Below are 18,447 nucleotides of genomic sequence, written 5' to 3' on the forward strand. Positions count from 1 at the left end.
ATGCCTCGGCGGCAGACGGTCGCCGGTCTCCCGGCGGACCTCGCGACCATCGCGCGAGATATCGGTTCACTGCTCGTGATGCAGTCGGTGCTGATGACGTTCACGACAGCTGTCGCGCTCGGGTTCCGGGAGTTCTATCCGGCGCTCGCGTTCTTTATCGCGGGCGGCGTCACGGCCGCCGTCGGTCTCGGCGCGCGCCGCCGGTTCGCGGACGCACCGGTGCCGGTGATGAAACACGGGATGATCATCGCCGCGGGAGGATGGCTCACCACGGCCGTCTTCGGCGCGATTCCGTTTCTGCTCGCCGCGTATCTGACACCTGTTTCGGTAATGGACACGTACGTTGCCGGACTCGACACAAGCGGGTGGACCGCCATTCCCGTCGGCGGGGCGAGTACCTACTCCAGCCTCGCGTACTTTCGGAGCCCGCTCCACGCCCTGTTCGAGAGTATGAGCGGTTGGACCGGCAGCGGACTGACGATGGCGATTCACGAACCGTCGCTGCCGCGATCTATCCAGTGGTGGCGCTCGCTCATCCAGTGGGTCGGCGGCGTGGGCGTCATCGTTCTCACCGTCTCCATCCTCGCCCGGCCGGGCAGCGGGAGCTACGCGCTCTACCAGGGAGAGACCCGCGAGGATCGCATCCACCCAAGCATCATCTCGACGGTGCGGACGGTCTGGCGCATCTTTCTGCTCTACACCGTGCTCTCGATCGTCGTGCTCTTCGCCGCCATCCGTCTGAGCGACTACGGCTCGCAGCTCCCGCTGTGGGAGGCCGCCTGGCAGGCGCTGAACCACGCGATGACCGGCCTCGCGACCGGCGGTTTCAGCGTCACCGACAACTCCATCGCGACGTACGACTCGCCGCTCATCGAGACGGTGCTGCTGCCCATCATGACACTCGGTGCCATCGCGTTCCCCATCCACTACGCGGTGCTACACGACCGCGACTTAGGGACGCTCGTCTCCGACCTTCAGACCCGGTGGCTCTTCATCCTCTTTTTCGTGGGAACGGCGGCGCTGGCGCTCCAGAACGCCGCCGTCGTCACCGACGCCTTCGAGTGGACGACCGGTTACTTCGGGCTGACGGCGCTCGGACTCTCGGGCGCGCAGACTACGGCCATCCGCGACTCGGTGTTCCAGTTCATCTCGGCGCTCACCTGCACTGGCTTCCAATCCTCGGATATCGGTGACTGGGCGGCGGGCGGCAAACTCATCGTCTCCGGCGCGATGGTACTCGGTGGTGCGGCCGGTTCGACCGTCGGCGGTATCAAGATTATCCGCGGGTACACCATCGGTCGTGGCATCAAGTGGCAGTTCTCGCGCGTCTTCCTCCCGGCGAGCGCCGTCGTGAGCCTGAAGATCGACGGCCGAAAACTCAGTCGCGGCGAGATGGAACGCGAGTTTAGCGAGGCAGCTATCGTCAGCCTCCTGTGGCTCATCGTCCTCGTCGCCAGTTCGGTCGTGCTCGTGAACCTCACCGGCCCCGGATTCGACTTCGCCGACGCCGTCTTCGAGGTCGCCTCGGCGCAGGGGAACGTTGGGCTCTCGACGGGTATCACCGGACCGACGATGAATCCGCTCGCTGAATCGATGTTCGTGCTCAACATGTGGGTCGGCCGCCTCGAAATCATCCCGGTGCTCGTCTTCCTGCGCAGCGTGCTGTACGGTCTCGAACCGCGCGGCGTCTGAACGACGGAACGCCGCCGCGGGGACGAAGACAGACGAGGGTGCGGACGACGTCCGCTATCGACGCCAGTACTCCGGCGTCAGTAGAACGAGGACTGGAAGAATCTCCAATCGACCGATCCACATCAGAAACACCATGAACAGTTTGCCGACGTTCGAGAAGTCGATGTAGCTGCCCATCGGCCCGACTGCACCGAACCCCGGACCGACGTTGCCGAGCGTCGCCGCTACGGCACTCATCGTCTCCAACACCGAGATGTCGAAGCCGATGCGGGTGGTGTCGAGAAACAGCAGGAACGTCGCGACGAAGAATAACACGAGATACAGCAGCGTGAAGGCGTAGATGCCGCGAATCGCACGCTCGTCGAGGGCGCGTCCACCGAGTCGAACGGGGCGAATGGCCTCGGGATGCGCCGTCGTAAACAGCTCGCGGCGGACGGATTTGAGGATGACGTACCAGCGGACGATTTTCACCGCCCCGCCGGTCGACCCCGCGCTGCCCCCGATGAACATCGCCAACAGGAGCACGTACTGCGCGGGCGCGCTCCACGCGTCGAAATCCATGCTCGCGTATCCCGTCGTCGTCACGATGGAGACGACCTGGAACAGCGATTGGCGGAGCGACGGTTCGACGTTGCCGACGAGTATCCCAACGTACTCGGTGACGTACGCGGCGTCGTAGGTGCGACCGGCCGGAACCGTCTCGGGGGCGACGAGTCCGTTTCCGGTGAAGAGGAAACCGGTGAGAACAGCGGTCAACGTAGCCATAACGCCGACGTAGAACCGAAACTCCGAATCGCGGATGAATCGAACCGGACTGCCGCTGATACCCCGCCAGATGAGTGCGAAGTTCGTCCCGGCGACGACCATGAACGGGATGATGATCCACTGGGCGGCAGCCGAGAACGCCTCAATGCTCCGCGCCTCCGGCGAGAACCCGCCCGTGGGGAGCGTCGTCAACCCGTGGGCAACGGCGTTGTAGAAATCCATCGACGGGGCCAACCCGCCGAGGTGAAGCCCGTAGAGCAGCAGAATTTCGAGGACGGTGAAGCCAAGGTACGCGCCCCACAGCACGCGGGCCGTCTCGGCGATTCGGGGGGTCAGTTTCTCAATACCCGGTCCAGGGGCCTCGGCGTCCATCAACTGCGCGCCGCCAACCGACAGCTCCGGGAGGATGGCGACGGCGAGGACGACGATACCCATCCCGCCGAGCCACTGGGTGAGCTGTCGCCACATCATGACGCCGCGGGTGTGACCCTCGAAGGAGATGTCGCCGAGGACGGTCGCCCCGGTCGTCGTGAAGCCGCTCATGCTCTCGAACAGCGCGTTCGCGGGATTGCCGAGCGTCGACGCAGGACGAAGCGCCGGAGCGAGAAATGGGACACCGTGGGCTTCGACGAGGTACGGAATCGCGCCGAAGACGGCGACGGCCAGCCACGTCACTCCGACCATCAGGAATCCTTCCCGCGCTCGGAGATCCGGTTCGGGGTCGAGTCGCTCCAGCCACGTGCCGACCGCCGCGGTGACGAGCATCGTCACGAGAAACGGCAGTATCGACTCACCGTAGTAGAGTGCGACGACGACCGGCAGCGCGAGCGGAACGACGAGATACTTCAGCACCGTCCCGACGAGGCTGAGACTGGCGCGGTAGTCGACGCGGAGGTTCGTCGGACGCCAGCGGTTCCGCAGAGATGTCACGAGTGGCACCCAGTTTCGGCGGCGGAAGTATGAACGTAGTGGAACGCAAACGTGTCTCGTCGACGGAACGAACCCCGGCAAGAGAACGAAACTGACGGACGCGAACGAACGCTGACGCGCGAATCGGAAGTGACGGTGAGGGCGTCAGAGTTTCGGCGTCACGTCGTCGACGACTGCGATGTCGACGAAGACGACGACGTGGTCGCCCTGTTGGACGACGGTATCGCCGCGCGGGGTGACGAATTCGCCGCCGCGGGTGATAGCGCCGACGACGACGCCGGCCGGGAGATCCGCTATCGACTCCCTGATAGGCCGTCCTGCGAGAGCGCTCTCGGCGTCTATTTCGACCTCCAGCACCTCGGCCTTGTCGCTCTCGATGAGCGCGACGTTCTCCGCGCCGCCCTCGTGGGTGAAGCGCGTTATCTCCTCGGCGACGACTTCGCGGGGGTTCAGTCCAACGTCGACGCCGACTGCCTCAAACAGTTCGACGTAGGCGGGAGTGTCGATGACCGCGACCGTCCGGTTCGCGCCGAGACGGGTCGCCAGAAGTGAGACGAGGAGGTTCTTCTCGTCGGAGTCGAGCGCGGAGACGACGACGTCGGCGTCGCCGACGTGTTCGCGCTCAAGGAAGTCGGCTTTCGTCGCGTCGCTCTCCATCACTATCGTCCCGGGGAGTTCCTCGGCGAGGCGGCGCGCCCGGTCGTGGTCGTACTCAATGAGTCGGGGGCGAAGCCCCCGTTCTTCGAGCAAACGGGCGACGTGATAGCCGATTTCGCTCCCGCCGACGATGACGACTTCTTCGGGCGCACCCGGCGAGTCCGCGGGGGTGAGCGCGTCGGAAAACGCCTGCACGCTCTCGGGGCTACCGATGACGACGACGCGGTCGCCGGCGTTGATGACCGACTCGCCGCCCGGGATGACGATGGAGCCGTTTCGGAGGATGGCCGCGAAGGTGAGCGAGTCGAAGCGATCGGCCTCGCGGACCGTCTGGTCGGCGACCGGACTGTCGGCGCCCACCTCGAACTCGGCCATCTGGACGCGACCCTCCGCGAACGGGTCGACGTCGCGGGCGGCGGGGAGACCGATGATTCGGACGATGGCTTCGGCGGCCAGCAGGTTCGTACAGACCATGAAGTCGATGCCGAACGCGTCGCCGGACTGCTGCCAAGTGCGGAGGTGTTCGGTGTTCTTCACGCGAGCGACCGTGAACGGGTCGCTGACGGCTTTCGCCGTCGCGCAGGCGACGATGTTCGTCTCGTCGTTGTCGGTCGTCGCGATGAACATGTCCGCTTCCTCGATGCCGGCCTCCCGGAGCACTGAGAGCGACGTACCGTCGCCCCGGATGGCGAGCACGTCCAGCGAGTACGTCAGGTCCTCGACCCGGTCGGCGTCCCGTTCGACGACGACGACTTCGTGGTTCCCGTCAAGGTCGGCGGCGATGCTCTCGCCGACCTGACCGGCCCCGATAATGATCACGCGCACGGCGCAGCCTCACCTCTGTTCATATCTTTCGGGTGTCGCCCGCCTACATTTGTCTTTTCCTCTCTGAGGTCGGACGCGGGTGTGTCCGGCCGCCGAATCACAGGTCGGCCGGCCCTTCCCGGACAGTGATCGTCACCGACCGCTCGCGGCCTTCGATGTCGGCGACGACGCGTTCGACGACGCGCTCGGCCTCCTTGACGACGAGCGGTTTTATCTTCTGAATCACCCAGTCGAAGGAGACGAACCTCGGCAGGTCGATCGCCCCGTGGGCGCTGTCGGCGTCGAACTCCACCTCGAAGACGACGCGACAGGCGGTGTCGGCGTCCGGGGGCGCGTCCGCGGGAAGTTCCTCGAGCGGTTCGACGACCCACCGACCCTTCGCGTCGAGCTTTCGGGTGAGTCGCCACTCGATGCGCGTCGGCGGGTGCAGTTCCGTCACCTCCGAGTGGGCGGTGTACTCCAGTTTCCACCACTCGAACCGAAGCGCGTACTCCGTTCCTGGTGACCCGTCGCCGTCGGCGCGCACGTCGGTGAGATACTTGGAGTAGTTCGCGTATCGAGGGAAATCGACGAGGAACTCGTACACCTCCTCGGGCGGGAGGTAAACGACCGTCGAGACGGCAATCTCGTCCACGGCGGAAGATGTAGAGCAGAGAGCGTAAGCGTTGCGGACCTGACGGCTCACGGCGACGCTTTCGTCTTAGAGCATCGACTCGAGCGCTCACACGTTCGTTGTCGTACTATGGCCCTGTGCAGTGTCGACAGGTCGTACTACGGTCCGTGTATCGTATCAGCAGGTCGTGCGACAGATTTGTGTATCGTGTATACCGGTTATGTGTCGTGGTACCACCCAACGTTTAGGTGGGCCTAACAATCGACGGTTTTATTGGATTTAGGCGAACCTAAACGGGTATGCGACGACGAAAGTATCTAGGGATCGGCGCAGGTGCGCTCGTAACGGCGCTCGCGGGCTGTTCGAACACGTCCGGCGAGTCTGACGAGTCGGGCAAGTCGAACGATTCGCAGACGGAGGGGTCGACGGGAACCGACTCGGAAACGGGAACCGCCCAGAGCGAGTCGTACACCGTCTCCATGGCCCCTGTCGGTGACGTGACGTTCGATTCGGTGCCGCAGACGTGGCTCGTCTACGAGTCGGGCTACGCAGATATGGGCGTCGCCCTCGGGCAGGCCGACGGTCTGCTCGCCGTCGGTAATAAAGCGCGGTACTACACGCGGTACTACGACGAACTTGACGGCGTGAGCGTCGACATGTCGTCCGTCACTCAACTGCTTGGCGAGAGCGCCCAGATAGACAAGGAGCTGTTCTACGAATTGAACGTCGACGTGCACCTCATCGACCCGAACTGGCTGGTCAGCGGCTCGGGCTTCGGCTTGGAGCAGTCCGACGTCGACGAACTTCGGACGAACGTCGCGCCCTTTATCGGTAACACCATCTTCCGCCGGACGGACACCTCGTGGCACGATTACCAGTACTACACGCTGTACGAGGCGTTCGAGAAGGTGGCGCAGGTGTTCCAACAAGAGGAGCGCTACCAGCAGTTCAAATCGCTGCACGACGACTACGTCTCGTCGCTGCAGTCGGAGCTTCCGGCGGAGTCCGAGCGGCCGAACGCACTTCTGACGTTTCCGGCGGGCAGCAACCTCGACCAGCCTGAGGAGTTCTACCCGTACCGTCTGAGCGACCAGGGGACGAATAAGAAGCAGTTCCACGACCTCGGCATCGGTGACGCCCTCGATGGCACCGGCGTCGGCGGGCTCTCGACGAGCGACCGCGGCACCATCGACTACGAGACGATGCTCGAAGTCGACCCCGACGCGATACTCGTGCGCGGCCACGAGGACAAATCCGCCGACGAGTTCGCCAACACGGTACTCTCGTTCATGCAGCAACACAGCGTGGCGAGCCAACTGACCGCCGTCCAAAACGAGATGGTGTTCCGCGGCGGCCCCATCTACCAAGGTCCAATCCAGCACCTGTTCACGCTCGAACGCGCCGCGAAGGACTTCTTCCCCGACACCTTCGAGGGCAATCTGTTCGACAGGAGCGCGGTGTCGGACGTCGTCACCGAGTAGACGCAGCGAAACGGAGCCATTTCGAAAAGACTGTCCTATCTCGTTCGATTCGTCTTCGCCGTTCTCGCCGTTTCTCAGCGGTGTGCGACGTTGCTCGGGAGTGCCTGCTCACACTCTCGGGGACGCCGCTCACTCGCCGTCCTCCTTACTCGCCGTCATCAGACGACACGTCGGAGTCAGACAATGCGTCGGAGTCAGACGACGCGTCCGAGAGCGTGTCGACGTTCCGAGAAGCGTCAGGAGCGTCGTTCTCTCCGGTGGTTCCGTCGCGTTCAGCTTCGCTCGGTTCGAAGACGCTGACGTCCCCGTCGCCGGTGACGACGAGATCGTAATCGAGGTAGGAGAATCCGATGCGAACCGTCGGCCGCTCGTCCTGATGACGCGGCGCGAGTATCCTGTCGAGCGCATCGGCGTCGAGAAACGTCCGAAGCGGCGGGAGTTCTCGGGGGTCGATCCCCTCTATCGCCGAAACGACGGTGACTACCGCTTCCGTCGCCGTTCCGTACTCGTCGAGACAGGCCGCGGAAATCGGGCGTCTCGCTTCGGTACCGTCGCCACCGTCTGTACTGACGCCACCGTCGTTGCTCATCTCCGGCCCCCTACCGTGAGACGATCGCTCGCGAGAGGGTAGTGATGTCGAGACCCTTGGCAGCTGCGTGTCACAGGTGAATCGTCCGTACGTCTCTGGATACTTATATTGAATAGAATGAGCGTCAGAAAAACCGGCAATAACTTCCCCTACAGGCCTATATTCACTATCTGTAGTATTTAAGCACTCTGCGAATTTCTGTATTTCTGGTATTCGTCGGACATTCTGTTCAGTCGTGGGAATAGTTTTACGATGGAAGGCGTAGAGTGTCATAATATGATCAAGAACCTCGGTTCACCCACCGAGGAGACGATCGCGTCGGGGATTCGCGACGCACGCGCGGTCGAGCTATTTGACGCGCTGAGCGATCAGTGTCGTCTTCGGATGGTCGACCATCTCGCCGAGTCGAACGGTCCCGTCGCCCTCGCCGATCTCGCTCAGATCGTCGCTGCGATGGAGACGGGGACGCCCGTCGAAGGCCAGTCGGAGGACAGCTACCGGACGACGTATCTCAATCTCTATCACAACCACGTCCCAAAACTTGTTCACGCCGATGTCGTCGACTACGACGAGAACCGAAAGACGATCGAACTCGTCGACAGCGCCGAACTCTCGACGCTGCTTCAGTTCGTCGTCGTGGAACGCGGACCGAACGAGGCGTCGAAGTGCTCGCCGTGAATCCTTTTAGGCAATCCTAAAAATCGAAGTTCTTTTGAACTGGCGAGACGCCACTGTGAGACATGACACGTCCGAGAGAGACCGGTAGGCGAGACCGGAGACGGTGGGCAGGCCGCGGACGGATGTCCCCCGGAACGCTGGTTTCCAGCGGACACCAGAAGGGGTGTTCGACAGATGGCGAGTGACACGCGGAGCGGCGAGTACGCTGGCACGGCGACGCAGAGGCGATTCGGATGGGTGAACGCGTCGCTTGTCACGCTCGCGGTCGGGAGTCTCGTCGTCGTCGTGCTCGGCGCGCTCGTACAGGTGAGTTTCGGCGCGTACTCGATGAGCATCGGGCAGGCGTGGCGGGCGGTGTTCGACCCCGCCGTGTTGACGAACCCCTACATGCTCTTGCAGTTCTTCTTCGGCGACGGCGTCGCCGAGGCGGTCGCTGGCGCGTTCGGCTTGAGTACCGCCGCGCCGGAACTGTCCAGAGAGACGCTCATCGTCTGGAACATCCGACTGCCGCGCGTCGTCGTCGGCGCGCTCGTCGGCATGAATCTCGCCATCTCGGGGGCGATATTTCAGGCCGTGACCCGAAACGAACTCGCTTCCCCGTACATCCTCGGCGTCAGTTCGGGCGCGGGACTAGTGATTCTGCTCACGCTCGTCTTCTTCACGGGACTTGCCGTTTACCTCCCGATTCTCGCCGCGCTCGGGGGTACAATCGCCTTCATCATCGTCTACGGTATCGCCTGGAAGAACGGGACGAGTCCGGTCAGACTAGTCCTCGCGGGCGTCATCGTCTCGACCATCTTCGGGTCGATGCAGACGGCCATCTTCTTCTTCGCCAACGACATCGGCATCGTCCAGAGCGCCATCGCGTGGACGACGGGGTCGTTGACGGGGACCGACTGGGAGCAGGTCCGAATGGCGCTGCCGTGGACGGTGCTGTCGGTGGTGCTGGCCGTCGCCGGGGCACGTCAGTTGAACGTCCTTCTGCTCGGCGAGAAGACCGCACAGGCGCTCGGGATGTCCGTCGAGCGCGTCCGGTTCGCGCTGTCGGGCGTCGCGATTCTCGCCGCGAGCGCGGCCATCGCCGTCGCCGGAATCGTCGGCTTCGTCGGCCTCGTCGTCCCGCACATCGTGCGCAACATCGTCGGCAGCGACTACCGGCGGTTGGTCGTCGGCTGCGCATTCGCCGGTCCCGCGCTGATGGTCGGCGCGGACGTGGGCGCGCGCCTCGCGCTCAGTCCGGCCCAGATTCCGGTCGGTATCGTCACCGGACTCGTCGGCGGGCCGTACTTCCTCTACCTCATGCGCAAGAAACAGCAGTTGGGTGAAATCTGATGGTGGATACGAACATCTCGGCGGATTCGGAGACGTCGAATCGATCGAACGGATCAGAGGCGTCCAGCGTGGAAAGCGGGATGGGTGCGGTCGACGCCGCCGCTACCGACGACGCCGCCGACGCGGCTAGCACGACCGATGCGACCGAACTCGTCGGCGAGGACCTCGCCATCGGCTACCCGACGACGCCGGAACCGGTTGTCGAGTGCGAGTCGGTCGTCGTCCCCGCCGGCGAGGTGACCGCGCTCGTCGGCCCGAACGGGTCCGGCAAGAGCACGCTCCTCCGGTCGCTCTCGAACCAACTCGAACCCGAGCGCGGTAGCATCCTCCTGGACGGCCACGAACTCCAGACGTTCGGAACGAAGGAACTTGCACAGAAACTCGGCTTGCTCTCGCAGGAGAACGAAGCGCCTGGCAGCCTCACGGTCGAGGAACTCGTCTACCACGGCCGGTATCCGCACCGGGGCTTCTTCGAGACGGTCAACGAGGAGGACGAGGCCGCCGTCGCCGAGGCTATCTCGCTTGCAGGCGTCGATCACCTCCGCGACACCCAGGTCGGCAACCTCAGCGGCGGGCAGAAGCAGTTGGCGTGGATCGCGATGGTGTTGGCTCAGGACACCGACGTCTTGCTGCTGGACGAACCGACGACGTACCTGGACCTCCACCACCAGTTGCGCGTGATGGAGGTCGTCCGGACGCTCAACCGCGAGCGGGACGTCACCGTCGCCGTCGTCCTCCACGACATCGGGCAGGCGGCGCGCTTCGCGGACAACCTCGTCGCCATGCGCGACGGCGAACTGTACGACTGGGGACCGCCACGGAAAGTCGTCACCGAGGAACTGCTCCGCGACGTGTTCCGCGTCGAAGCCACGGTCGACGCCGACCACCCGACTGGACCACACATCTCGCCGCACCAGGCGATGAACGAGTAACGTCACCAGCGTCGAACGAAAGCGGGCGGTGTAAGATTCTCACTGCACTCCGTGCTTTTAGGCGCGCCTAAAATTCGGTGCACTTACGTAATATTAGGCGGGCCTAAAAATATGGACAGTAACGACGAGAGTCGACGAAGGCGAACAGTTCTGCAGGCAGGGGCAGCGATGACGGTCGGCGCACTCGCCGGATGTCTCAGTGGCGATGCTCCCAGCGGCGCAGAAGACGCCGCGAGCAGAACGTCGGAGGACGGAGATACCGAGGGAGCCACGGACGAGAGTGCGTCGGAGCGGTCGTACCAGGTAACGATGGCCCCCATGGGAACCGTCGAGTTCGACAGTGTGCCGGAGACGTGGGTCCCGTACAAGTCCGGCTACGGCGACATGGGGTTCGCGCTCGGCATCGCCGATGGGATGGTCGGCATCGACGACCCCGAGGGGTCACTCCAGTTGCTCCAAGAGCGGTTGTACAGCCAGATACCCGGCTTTTCGGTCGACACCGAAGGGCTGACCGACATCCGATCGGCCGACGACGCGATAGACAAAGAGGTGTTCTACGAGATAGACGCCGACCTCCACCTGATGGACCCGAACCTCCCGAGAGTGTACTTCGAGTGGGACGACGGCGACGTACAGGAGATCTCCGACAACGTCGCGCCGTTCTTCGGGAACTTCATCCGGCGAGCGCGCGACGAAAGTTGGGGCGAACCGTACGAGTCGTACAGACTGTACGAAGCGTTCGAGAAGGTAGCGCAGGTGTTCCAGCGTGAGGAACGCTACGAGGCGTTCGCATCGTTGCACGACGAGGTACAGGCGAGCGTCGCGGAAGCGCTTCCGCCCGCCGAGGAGCGGCCGACAATCGCGCTGCTTAACGGTGGCTCTGACCCGGCGAACGGCGTGTTCTACGCGATGGACCCCACCGCCGAGGGATACGAGATGAAACAGTACCGCGACCTCGGGATTCGAAACGCGTTCGAGGGCGTCGAGACCGGTCAGTACGGCGAGACCGACTACGAAACGATGCTGGAGGTCGACCCCGAAATCATCGTCTTCCACTGGGGCATCACCTACGAGGCAGAGGCGTTCCGCAGTCGGTTCGTCGACCCGCTGGAGAACGACACCGTCGGCAAGGAACTGACCGCGGTGAAAGAGGGCAACCTCTACCCCGGTGGGACCGCCGAGCAAGGACCGATCATCAACCTGTTCCAGACGGAGATGCTCGCCCAACAGCAGTATCCGGACGACTTCGGCGAGTTCCCCGGACTCGGCGAGGTGCCAGAGGAGACGCTGTTCGACCGCCAGCGCGTCGCCGACATCGTCGCCGGGAAGTTCTAAATCGAAACCGATGACGATTCACGGCGGACCGAACTACGAGAGGACATGACCGAAACATCGGAGACGGAAACGACAGCCGAGGCTAGCCGAACAGTCGACGCGTCGGCGACGAACGGCGGCGACCGATACGACGTGCTCGTCGTCGGCGGCGGCGTCGCGGGACTGTGCGCGGCGACGTTCACCGCGCGCGCCGGACTCGACACCGTCGTCGTCGACGACGGCGGCTCTATCGTCAAGCGGAACGCGCATCTGGAGAACGTCCCCGGCTTCCCGGCAGGCGTCAACTCCCGCCTGTTCTGCGAGATGCAGCGCGAGCAAGCACGGCGGAGCGGCTGCGAGTTCGTCGACGGTCGAGTGACCGGACTTCGACGCGTCGACGACGGCGGATTCCGAGCAGAAATCGGCAGCGGTGGAGACGATAGTAAGGATGGCAAAGCCGACAGTGTGGACGCCGATTCGGAACTCGAAGCGACGTACGTCGTCGCCGCGTCGTGGAGCGACACCTCGTACCTCGATGGAGTCGGTGTCGACCTCCGAGTCGCCGGAAGCAAGACGTACGTCGGCGACGACGGGCTCGGCCGGACGAACGTCGACGGGCTCTACGCGGCTGGTCGACTGACCGAGCGGTACCATCAGGCAGTCGTCGCCGCCGGACACGGCGCACAGACCGCGATCACGCTCGTCCACGACTCGGAGACGCCGTTCTACAACGACTGGATCGCCCCGGAGGGCTACTTCACCGACCGCGGTCGGGAGGTGCCGCCGGGCTGCGAGGAGATAGACGAAACCGAACGAAAGCGTCGCGAACGGGAGTCGCTGGAGACGATGCGCTCGTTCTTCACCGAACCGCATCCGGATCCGCAGCCGACGCACCCGAGCCTCGTTGACGACGAGTGAACGACAAAGTCGGGGACGAATCCTCGACTCTCACACACCAGTTTTCAAATGTTCACGATGACGAACGAGGGGGTGGTCTCGGCGGCCGACGAGTTACCGACCCGCGTTAGTATATAAACGGGCGATAACTCCCCGGACACCACACCGGTTTTCAAATGTTAGAGGTCGCCTCAGTCTGCCGTTTCTGAGAAGAAACGATACACTACACTACACTAGTTTAGAAAGTTATAATCATAATAAAGGCTCTCCGAGAAGCAAACAAGAAAGTGGCGCTTGCTAACTTATATCGTGGTGCTTCGTTTCCCGTCACTGCGTCTCGCACACAGTCCCGATTGACTTGTTTCGCCACTCCCAACCCCTCCCTCTCGCGACGAACATTTGCAAACTGGTGTGAGAGAGTGTCGATTCCACGACCGTGACGAACTGCCGACGGTACCGCCGCCGTGCGTCTTCAACTCCAGTAGACAGTGGCCTGCCGAGAGACGACCGTACGGAACAGCGGGGTGGGGTTCACGGCGGGAATCCGAAACCCGTCTCCCGCTCGTCCACGCCGAGCGGAACATTTGCAAACCGCTCTCCCAGAATCCGGCACCGACCGACCTCGCCGCCAGTCGAGAGCAGCTGTATGCCGGCCGTCGCTGTCAAATTACATCCCAACAAACCGACTATCGCTGTCATTCGACCGTCGCAACAAACAGATTACCACTGTCAACTCGCACGTCGCCGCCGTTTCCGCCGTAGCTCTCGCCCCGGCGCGACCGTAGCACTTGAAACACGTGAAGCATTTGAAAAGCACTAAGTGGCGGCACACGGCAGGCACGTACACTATGGCTCCCGACTCTATTTTCGAAGACGAGGCCGAGGTGTTTCGCGACATCGAGGTGCTCGAAGAGGACTACACTCCCGAGACCATCCTCTGTCGCGACGAGGTGATGACGGAGTACATCAACGTCCTCAAGCCCATCTACAAAGGTCGGCCGCCGCAAAACGCGTTCCTCTACGGCGACACCGGCGTCGGCAAAACCGCCGTGACGAACCACCTGACGACCCAGTTGGAGGCCGACATCCGGCAGAAGAACGAGGATATCGAGCGCAAAAGCGAGCAGACCGACGGAGAGAGCCACGTCGACGAAGCGAACCCGTCGGTCGACGCCGACGCTGCGGATACCGACGCCGACCCTGACGCTGCGGCCTCCACCAGCTCAGCCGCCCCCGTCGACCTCACCATTGTCAAGGTGAACTGTCAGAACCTCACCTCCACCGGCGAGCGGACCTCCTCCTACCAGGTCGCCATCGCGCTCGTCAACGAACTCCGCCCTCCGAAGGATATGATCGCCTCGACAGGCTACGCCCCACAGGCCGTCTACTCGATGCTGTACGAGGAGATGGACGCCCTCGGCGGGACGGTGTTGGTCATCCTCGACGAGGTCGACCGAATCGGCGCCGACGACACCATCCTCTACGAACTCCCCCGCGCACGGGCGAACGAGAAGGTGGAAAACGCCCGCATCGGTCTCATCGGCATCTCCAACGACTACACGTTCCGGTCAAACCTCTCGCCGAAGGTCAAAGACACGCTCTGCGAGACCGAGATCAAGTTCCCCGCCTACAACGCGATGCAACTGCGCGAGATTCTGCGCGACCGTGCCTCCCGCGCGCTCTACGACGAGACGTACGGCGACGACGTCATCGCGCTCTGTGCGGCGCTCGCGACCCGCGAATCCTCCGGGAGCGCGCGAAAAGCCATCAACCTGCTCCGCCGGGCGGGCGAAATCGCCGAGAACGACGGCCGGACGACCATCCTCGAGGGCGACGTCCACGAGGCGAAAGACGACCTCGAGTACGGCGACATGGTCGACTCCATTACCGACCAGGACGCGCACAAGCGCTATGTGCTCGCCGCCGTCGCCCACCTCTCGAAGGCCGATGCGACGCCCGCGCGCGTGAAGGAAGTTCACCGAGCGTACCGTGCCGTCGCCGAGAGCTATGCCGCGGACCCGCTGAGCCAACGCGGGATGTACAACCACCTGACAAAACTGGCGATGCTCGGCTTTCTCACCTCTCACGACAACAACGAGGGCATCAAAGGCGGCCAGTACTACGAATTCGAGTTCTCCGACGAGGTCGACCGCTCGAAAGTCCGCGAGGCGTTCGAGTCGATGGGGCGCTCCTGGCACGATATCCGAATTCACGGTTCGTAGCCCCTGAAACCTCGGAGCATTTGCAAACCGGTGTCTCTCGCCCACCGAAACGTCTTTATGCGGTTCCGTAACCAGCCGTCTCTCCCGTTCGTACGCCGCTCTTCGGGGTAAAGCATTTGCAAACCGGTGTGGTTCGAAGGTCACGAGCTGACGACATTTGCGTACTATCTTCTCCACTCTCGAACCGCACGGTGTTCGACTGACGCAACCGATCGTCCACTTTGCGCTACCGACCACCCGCCTCGCCCTGCCGACCATCCACCTTGCCCTACCGAACGCCTCTCTCGCCATACCGGCCCACCTGTTGCAAACCGCACAGAACTATTTACCGCCGCCACCCACTCCACACGAGATGCTTGAGGGAGTCAACGTCGCGCTGGGGGTGTCAGGCAGCATCGCCGCCGTCAAAGTAGTCGAACTCGCGCACGAACTCCGACGGCAAGGCGCGAGCGTTCGCGCCGTGATGACCGACAGCGCCCGCGGCATCCTCCACCCGTGGGCCGTCGAGTTCGCCACCGAGAACCCCGTCGTCACCGAAATCACGGGTCGCGTCGAACACGTCGAACTCTGCGGCCGCGAGGGGTGGGCAGACGTGCTGCTCGTCGCGCCCGCGACGGCCAACACCGTCGGGAAAATCGCCGCCGCCGTCGACGACACACCCGTGACGACCTGCGCGACCACCGCGCTTGGTGCGGGCCTCCCGGTCGTCGTCGCGCCCGCGATGCACGAACCGATGTACGACCACCCGGGAGTGCTCGACGCCATCGACCGCGTTGAGTCGTGGGGCGTCTCCTTCGTCGACCCGCGAATCGAGGAGGGTAAGGCGAAAATCGCCACCGAGGAGGCAATCGTCACCGACGTGGCACGCGCGACGACCGGGCAGTCGCTCGCTGGAAGACACGTCGTCGTCACCAGCGGCGCGACAAGCGAACGAATCGACCCGATTCGCGTGCTGACCAACCGCGCGTCGGGACGCACCGGCCGCGAAGTCACCCGCGCCTGCTACGTTCGCGGCGCCGACGTGACGCTCGTCCACGACGGTCCGGACGTGCCCTACGCAACTGTCGAACCCGTCGAGAGCGCCGCCGAGATGCTCGCCGCCGTCGAGGACGCCTGCGCCGACGCCGACGCGCTCATCTCCGCCGCCGCCATCTCCGATTTCACCGTCGACGCCGCCGCCGAGAAGATTCGCTCCGGCGAGAAGCGAACGCTCGAGCTACAGCCGACGCCGAAGCTCGTCGACGCCGTCCGCGACGTCAATCCCGACCTCCCCATCGTCGGATTCAAAGCCGAGACGAGCGGCGACGACGACGCGATGGTCGCCGAGGCGAGGCGCATCCTCGACCGGGCGTCGCTGTCGTTCGTCGTCGCCAACGACGCGAGCGTGATGGGCGAAGACGCGACGAGAGCGCTGTTCGTCCGCGAGAGCAGCGTCGTCAGCGAGTACGAGGGCGACAAGAGGGATCTCGGCGGGCGGGTCGCCGACGAACTCGCCGCAGAGCTCGGCGGGAACTGAACTCTCTCTTGACGGAACTCCGAGGAACCGAACTCTCTCAGCGAAACGCTAGCCGCCGTCTCCGACGATGGGAGAGCTCTCCGAAACGAGGATGAGATAAGAATAGTTTTGCGTTAACAGCTACTCGCTTCATACGATTAGCTAGCATGACGGGTCGAACACGCTTGAGCGACTGTTGGCCTGCCGACCGTCGCCGAACGGAGTGGAGAGACAGTGGCGGCTGAGGAAGATATCGGCGCGCGAGTGCTCGTTCCGGTCGGCGAGTCGCCGACGCTCCGCAACACCGTCGCGTACGCAGTGCGGACCGCCCGCGAACGCGCCGTCGACGCCGGCGGTGACGAGTCCGCGACCGTCCACTTCGTCTATCCGGCGCTGTGGCGAGCGGTGGAACCGACGCGCGCGGGAAAGTTCGAACAGGCCGAAGAGCTGCTCGACCGCGTCGAACTGTGGGCCAACGAGGACCTCGGCGAGGACGAAACGGAGTCGGAACCGCCCGTCGAGATCGAGACGGCCGTCGTCGGCGCGGACGAGTATCTGTTCAGTCCGGCGGACTTCGCCCGCGTTCTTGTTTCGTACGCCAGAGAACACGACCTCGACCGCGTCGTCGTCGACCCGGAGTACCAACCGGGCGGTAACGCGCCGATGCTGCGGCCGCTGGAGTACGAACTGACGCAGTCGGAACTGAGCGTTGAGGAAGCGCCGGTCGAACGGCCCACGCGCCGCGGCATGCTCGTCGGCCGCGAGAGCCTGACGCAGTATCTGCTCGTCTTCGGGGCGTCGTACCTCTTCTATCTCACCCTCGGCGGGTTCAGCGGCGCGTTCGACGTCGTGACCGGCGCGATAAGCGCCGGCGTCGTCACGGCGGTCCTCGGCAAAATCGCGCTGAAAGGTAAACCCAACCTCCGCCGACTCCCCGGCGAACTCGGCCGACTGCTGCTCTACACGCCGTACCTCCTCTGGGAGATAGCAAAGGCGAACGTCGCGCTGGCGTACGTCATCCTCCACCCGCGACTGCCCATCGACCCGAAGATGGTGCAGTTCGAGGCTGCGGTCTGGAACGATCTTCCGGCGACGACGCTCGCGAACAGCATCACGCTCACGCCGGGGACGCTCACCGTCGAAGTCAGCGAACGCGAGTTCTACATCCACTCGCTCACGGAATCCGCCCGCGAGGACCTCTTCGACGGCGCGCTCGAACGCGCCGTTCGGTTCGTCTACTACGGTCGGGCGGCCGCGCGAATCCCGAGTCCGAAAGAACGGGGCGCGACGAGCGAAGACATATCAGAGGCATCGAACGACTCGGTGGTCGCAGACGGAGGGATCGACCGATGACTGCGGTTCCCCTCGCCGCCTCGGGCGGCGTCGCCGACCCGGCGAACCTTACTCCGTTCATCGCCGACGCGATGCTCGGCGCAGCGGCGGCGTTCGTCGTCTTCGCCATCGTCGTCCTCTACCGCGTCGTCAAGGGACCGACGATGCAGGACCGCGTCATCGCCGTCAACGTCATCGGTTCGAACACGGTGGTCATCCTCGCGCTCTTGGCCGCGGCGTTCGGCGAACCGGGCTTTCTCGACGTAGCGCTCGTCTACGCGCTGTTGAACTTCCTGATGAGCATCGCCATCTCGAAGTTCACCGTCGAGCGGGGTGGTGTCATATGACGCCGATCGAGATCGCCATCGTCGTCCTCCTCGTGGGCGGCGTCTTCTTCGGTCTCGTCGCCGCCGTCGGCGTGCTCCGCCTCCCCGACCTCTACACGCGGGCGCACGCCGCCTCGAAGAGCGACACACTCGGCGCGGTGCTGAGTCTCGGAGCCGTCGTAATCGTCTTCGGCGCGGGTCTCCCCACGGTGAAGACGGTGTTCCTGCTCGTGTTCATGTTCGTGACGAACCCGACGGCGGCGCACGCCATCGCGCGCGCGGCCTTCGACCAGGACATCGAACCGTGGACGAAAGGAGACACCGACCGGACCGATCGCGGGGCCCCTGGAACCGACCGTTCGCCGGA

15 protein-coding genes and 1 pseudogene are annotated in these 18,447 nt (G+C 63.9%); 12 read left to right on the forward strand and 4 right to left on the reverse strand.

Translation table 11 applies throughout. The features are described from left to right. The gene (locus LAQ58_RS09620) at nt 1-1,692 is read left to right on the forward strand and encodes a TrkH family potassium uptake protein (RefSeq protein WP_224447228.1); all 1,692 of its coding nucleotides are present in this window, start codon (nt 1-3) and stop codon (nt 1,690-1,692) included. Between the two features lie 54 nt (nt 1,693-1,746). Here LAQ58_RS09620 and LAQ58_RS09625 read toward each other — a convergent pair whose 3' ends face one another. The 3 genes from LAQ58_RS09625 to LAQ58_RS09635 form a co-directional block, all read right to left on the reverse strand. Then, nucleotides 1,747-3,222, reverse strand: coding sequence for a TrkH family potassium uptake protein (locus LAQ58_RS09625; RefSeq protein WP_224450149.1), 1,476 nt, complete (start codon nt 3,220-3,222; stop codon nt 1,747-1,749). 309 nt (nt 3,223-3,531) lie between these two features. Next, nucleotides 3,532-4,869 carry a Trk system potassium transporter TrkA gene (trkA, locus tag LAQ58_RS09630; RefSeq protein ID WP_224447229.1) on the reverse strand — a complete coding sequence of 446 codons (1,338 nt, stop codon included), beginning with the start codon at nt 4,867-4,869 and terminating at the stop codon, nt 3,532-3,534. Nucleotides 4,870-4,966: 97 nt separating this feature from the next. Continuing rightward, nucleotides 4,967-5,503 carry a type II toxin-antitoxin system RatA family toxin gene (locus LAQ58_RS09635; RefSeq protein WP_224447230.1) on the reverse strand — a complete coding sequence of 179 codons (537 nt, stop codon included), beginning with the start codon at nt 5,501-5,503 and terminating at the stop codon, nt 4,967-4,969. A 278-nt stretch (nt 5,504-5,781) separates the two neighbouring features. Between LAQ58_RS09635 and LAQ58_RS09640 the strand changes: the two genes are divergently transcribed. Next, nucleotides 5,782-6,963, forward strand: coding sequence for an ABC transporter substrate-binding protein (locus tag LAQ58_RS09640; RefSeq protein WP_224447231.1), 1,182 nt, complete (start codon nt 5,782-5,784; stop codon nt 6,961-6,963). 145 nt (nt 6,964-7,108) lie between these two features. On the opposite strand, the gene LAQ58_RS09645 is transcribed toward LAQ58_RS09640, so the two are convergent. Then, the gene (locus tag LAQ58_RS09645; protein ID WP_224447232.1) at nt 7,109-7,552 is read right to left on the reverse strand and encodes a HalOD1 output domain-containing protein; all 444 of its coding nucleotides are present in this window, start codon (nt 7,550-7,552) and stop codon (nt 7,109-7,111) included. Nucleotides 7,553-7,828: 276 nt separating this feature from the next. On the opposite strand from LAQ58_RS09645, the gene LAQ58_RS09650 reads away from it, so the two are divergent. From LAQ58_RS09650 to mnhG, 10 genes and pseudogenes are all read left to right on the forward strand, one after another. Next, complete coding sequence (locus tag LAQ58_RS09650) at nt 7,829-8,230, forward strand: DUF7344 domain-containing protein (protein ID WP_224447233.1); 402 nt, start codon at nt 7,829-7,831, stop codon at nt 8,228-8,230. Between the two features lie 174 nt (nt 8,231-8,404). After that, nucleotides 8,405-9,562 carry a FecCD family ABC transporter permease gene (locus LAQ58_RS09655; RefSeq protein ID WP_224447234.1) on the forward strand — a complete coding sequence of 386 codons (1,158 nt, stop codon included), beginning with the start codon at nt 8,405-8,407 and terminating at the stop codon, nt 9,560-9,562. Between the two features lie 80 nt (nt 9,563-9,642). Then, a complete protein-coding gene (locus LAQ58_RS09660; protein WP_224450150.1) occupies nt 9,643-10,494 on the forward strand; it encodes an ABC transporter ATP-binding protein in 852 nt (283 codons plus the stop codon). A gap of 111 nt (nt 10,495-10,605) precedes the next feature. Continuing rightward, nucleotides 10,606-11,829 carry an ABC transporter substrate-binding protein gene (locus LAQ58_RS09665; protein ID WP_224447235.1) on the forward strand — a complete coding sequence of 408 codons (1,224 nt, stop codon included), beginning with the start codon at nt 10,606-10,608 and terminating at the stop codon, nt 11,827-11,829. 45 nt (nt 11,830-11,874) lie between these two features. Continuing rightward, on the forward strand, nt 11,875-12,726 hold the full coding sequence (locus LAQ58_RS09670) for an FAD-binding protein (protein WP_224447236.1): 852 nt from the start codon (nt 11,875-11,877) through the stop codon (nt 12,724-12,726). Between the two features lie 827 nt (nt 12,727-13,553). Then, nucleotides 13,554-14,927 carry a Cdc6/Cdc18 family protein gene (locus LAQ58_RS09675; protein ID WP_224447237.1) on the forward strand — a complete coding sequence of 458 codons (1,374 nt, stop codon included), beginning with the start codon at nt 13,554-13,556 and terminating at the stop codon, nt 14,925-14,927. A 352-nt stretch (nt 14,928-15,279) separates the two neighbouring features. Then, a complete protein-coding gene (gene coaBC, locus LAQ58_RS09680; protein ID WP_224447238.1) occupies nt 15,280-16,443 on the forward strand; it encodes a bifunctional phosphopantothenoylcysteine decarboxylase/phosphopantothenate--cysteine ligase CoaBC in 1,164 nt (387 codons plus the stop codon). Nucleotides 16,444-16,656: 213 nt separating this feature from the next. After that, complete coding sequence (locus LAQ58_RS09685) at nt 16,657-17,775, forward strand: monovalent cation/H+ antiporter subunit E (protein WP_224447239.1); 1,119 nt, start codon at nt 16,657-16,659, stop codon at nt 17,773-17,775. A gap of 71 nt (nt 17,776-17,846) precedes the next feature. After that, complete coding sequence (locus LAQ58_RS09690) at nt 17,847-18,101, forward strand: cation:proton antiporter (RefSeq protein ID WP_425490707.1); 255 nt, start codon at nt 17,847-17,849, stop codon at nt 18,099-18,101. Continuing rightward, nucleotides 18,098-18,406 (forward strand): annotated as a pseudogene (mnhG, locus tag LAQ58_RS09695) (monovalent cation/H(+) antiporter subunit G); the annotation flags it as partial. The gene LAQ58_RS09690 and the pseudogene mnhG, both read left to right, overlap by 4 nt. Nucleotides 18,407-18,447 lie beyond the last annotated feature (41 nt).

The sequence above is a fragment of the Haloprofundus salilacus genome, from assembly GCF_020150815.1.
Classification (GTDB): domain Archaea; phylum Halobacteriota; class Halobacteria; order Halobacteriales; family Haloferacaceae; genus Haloprofundus; species Haloprofundus salilacus.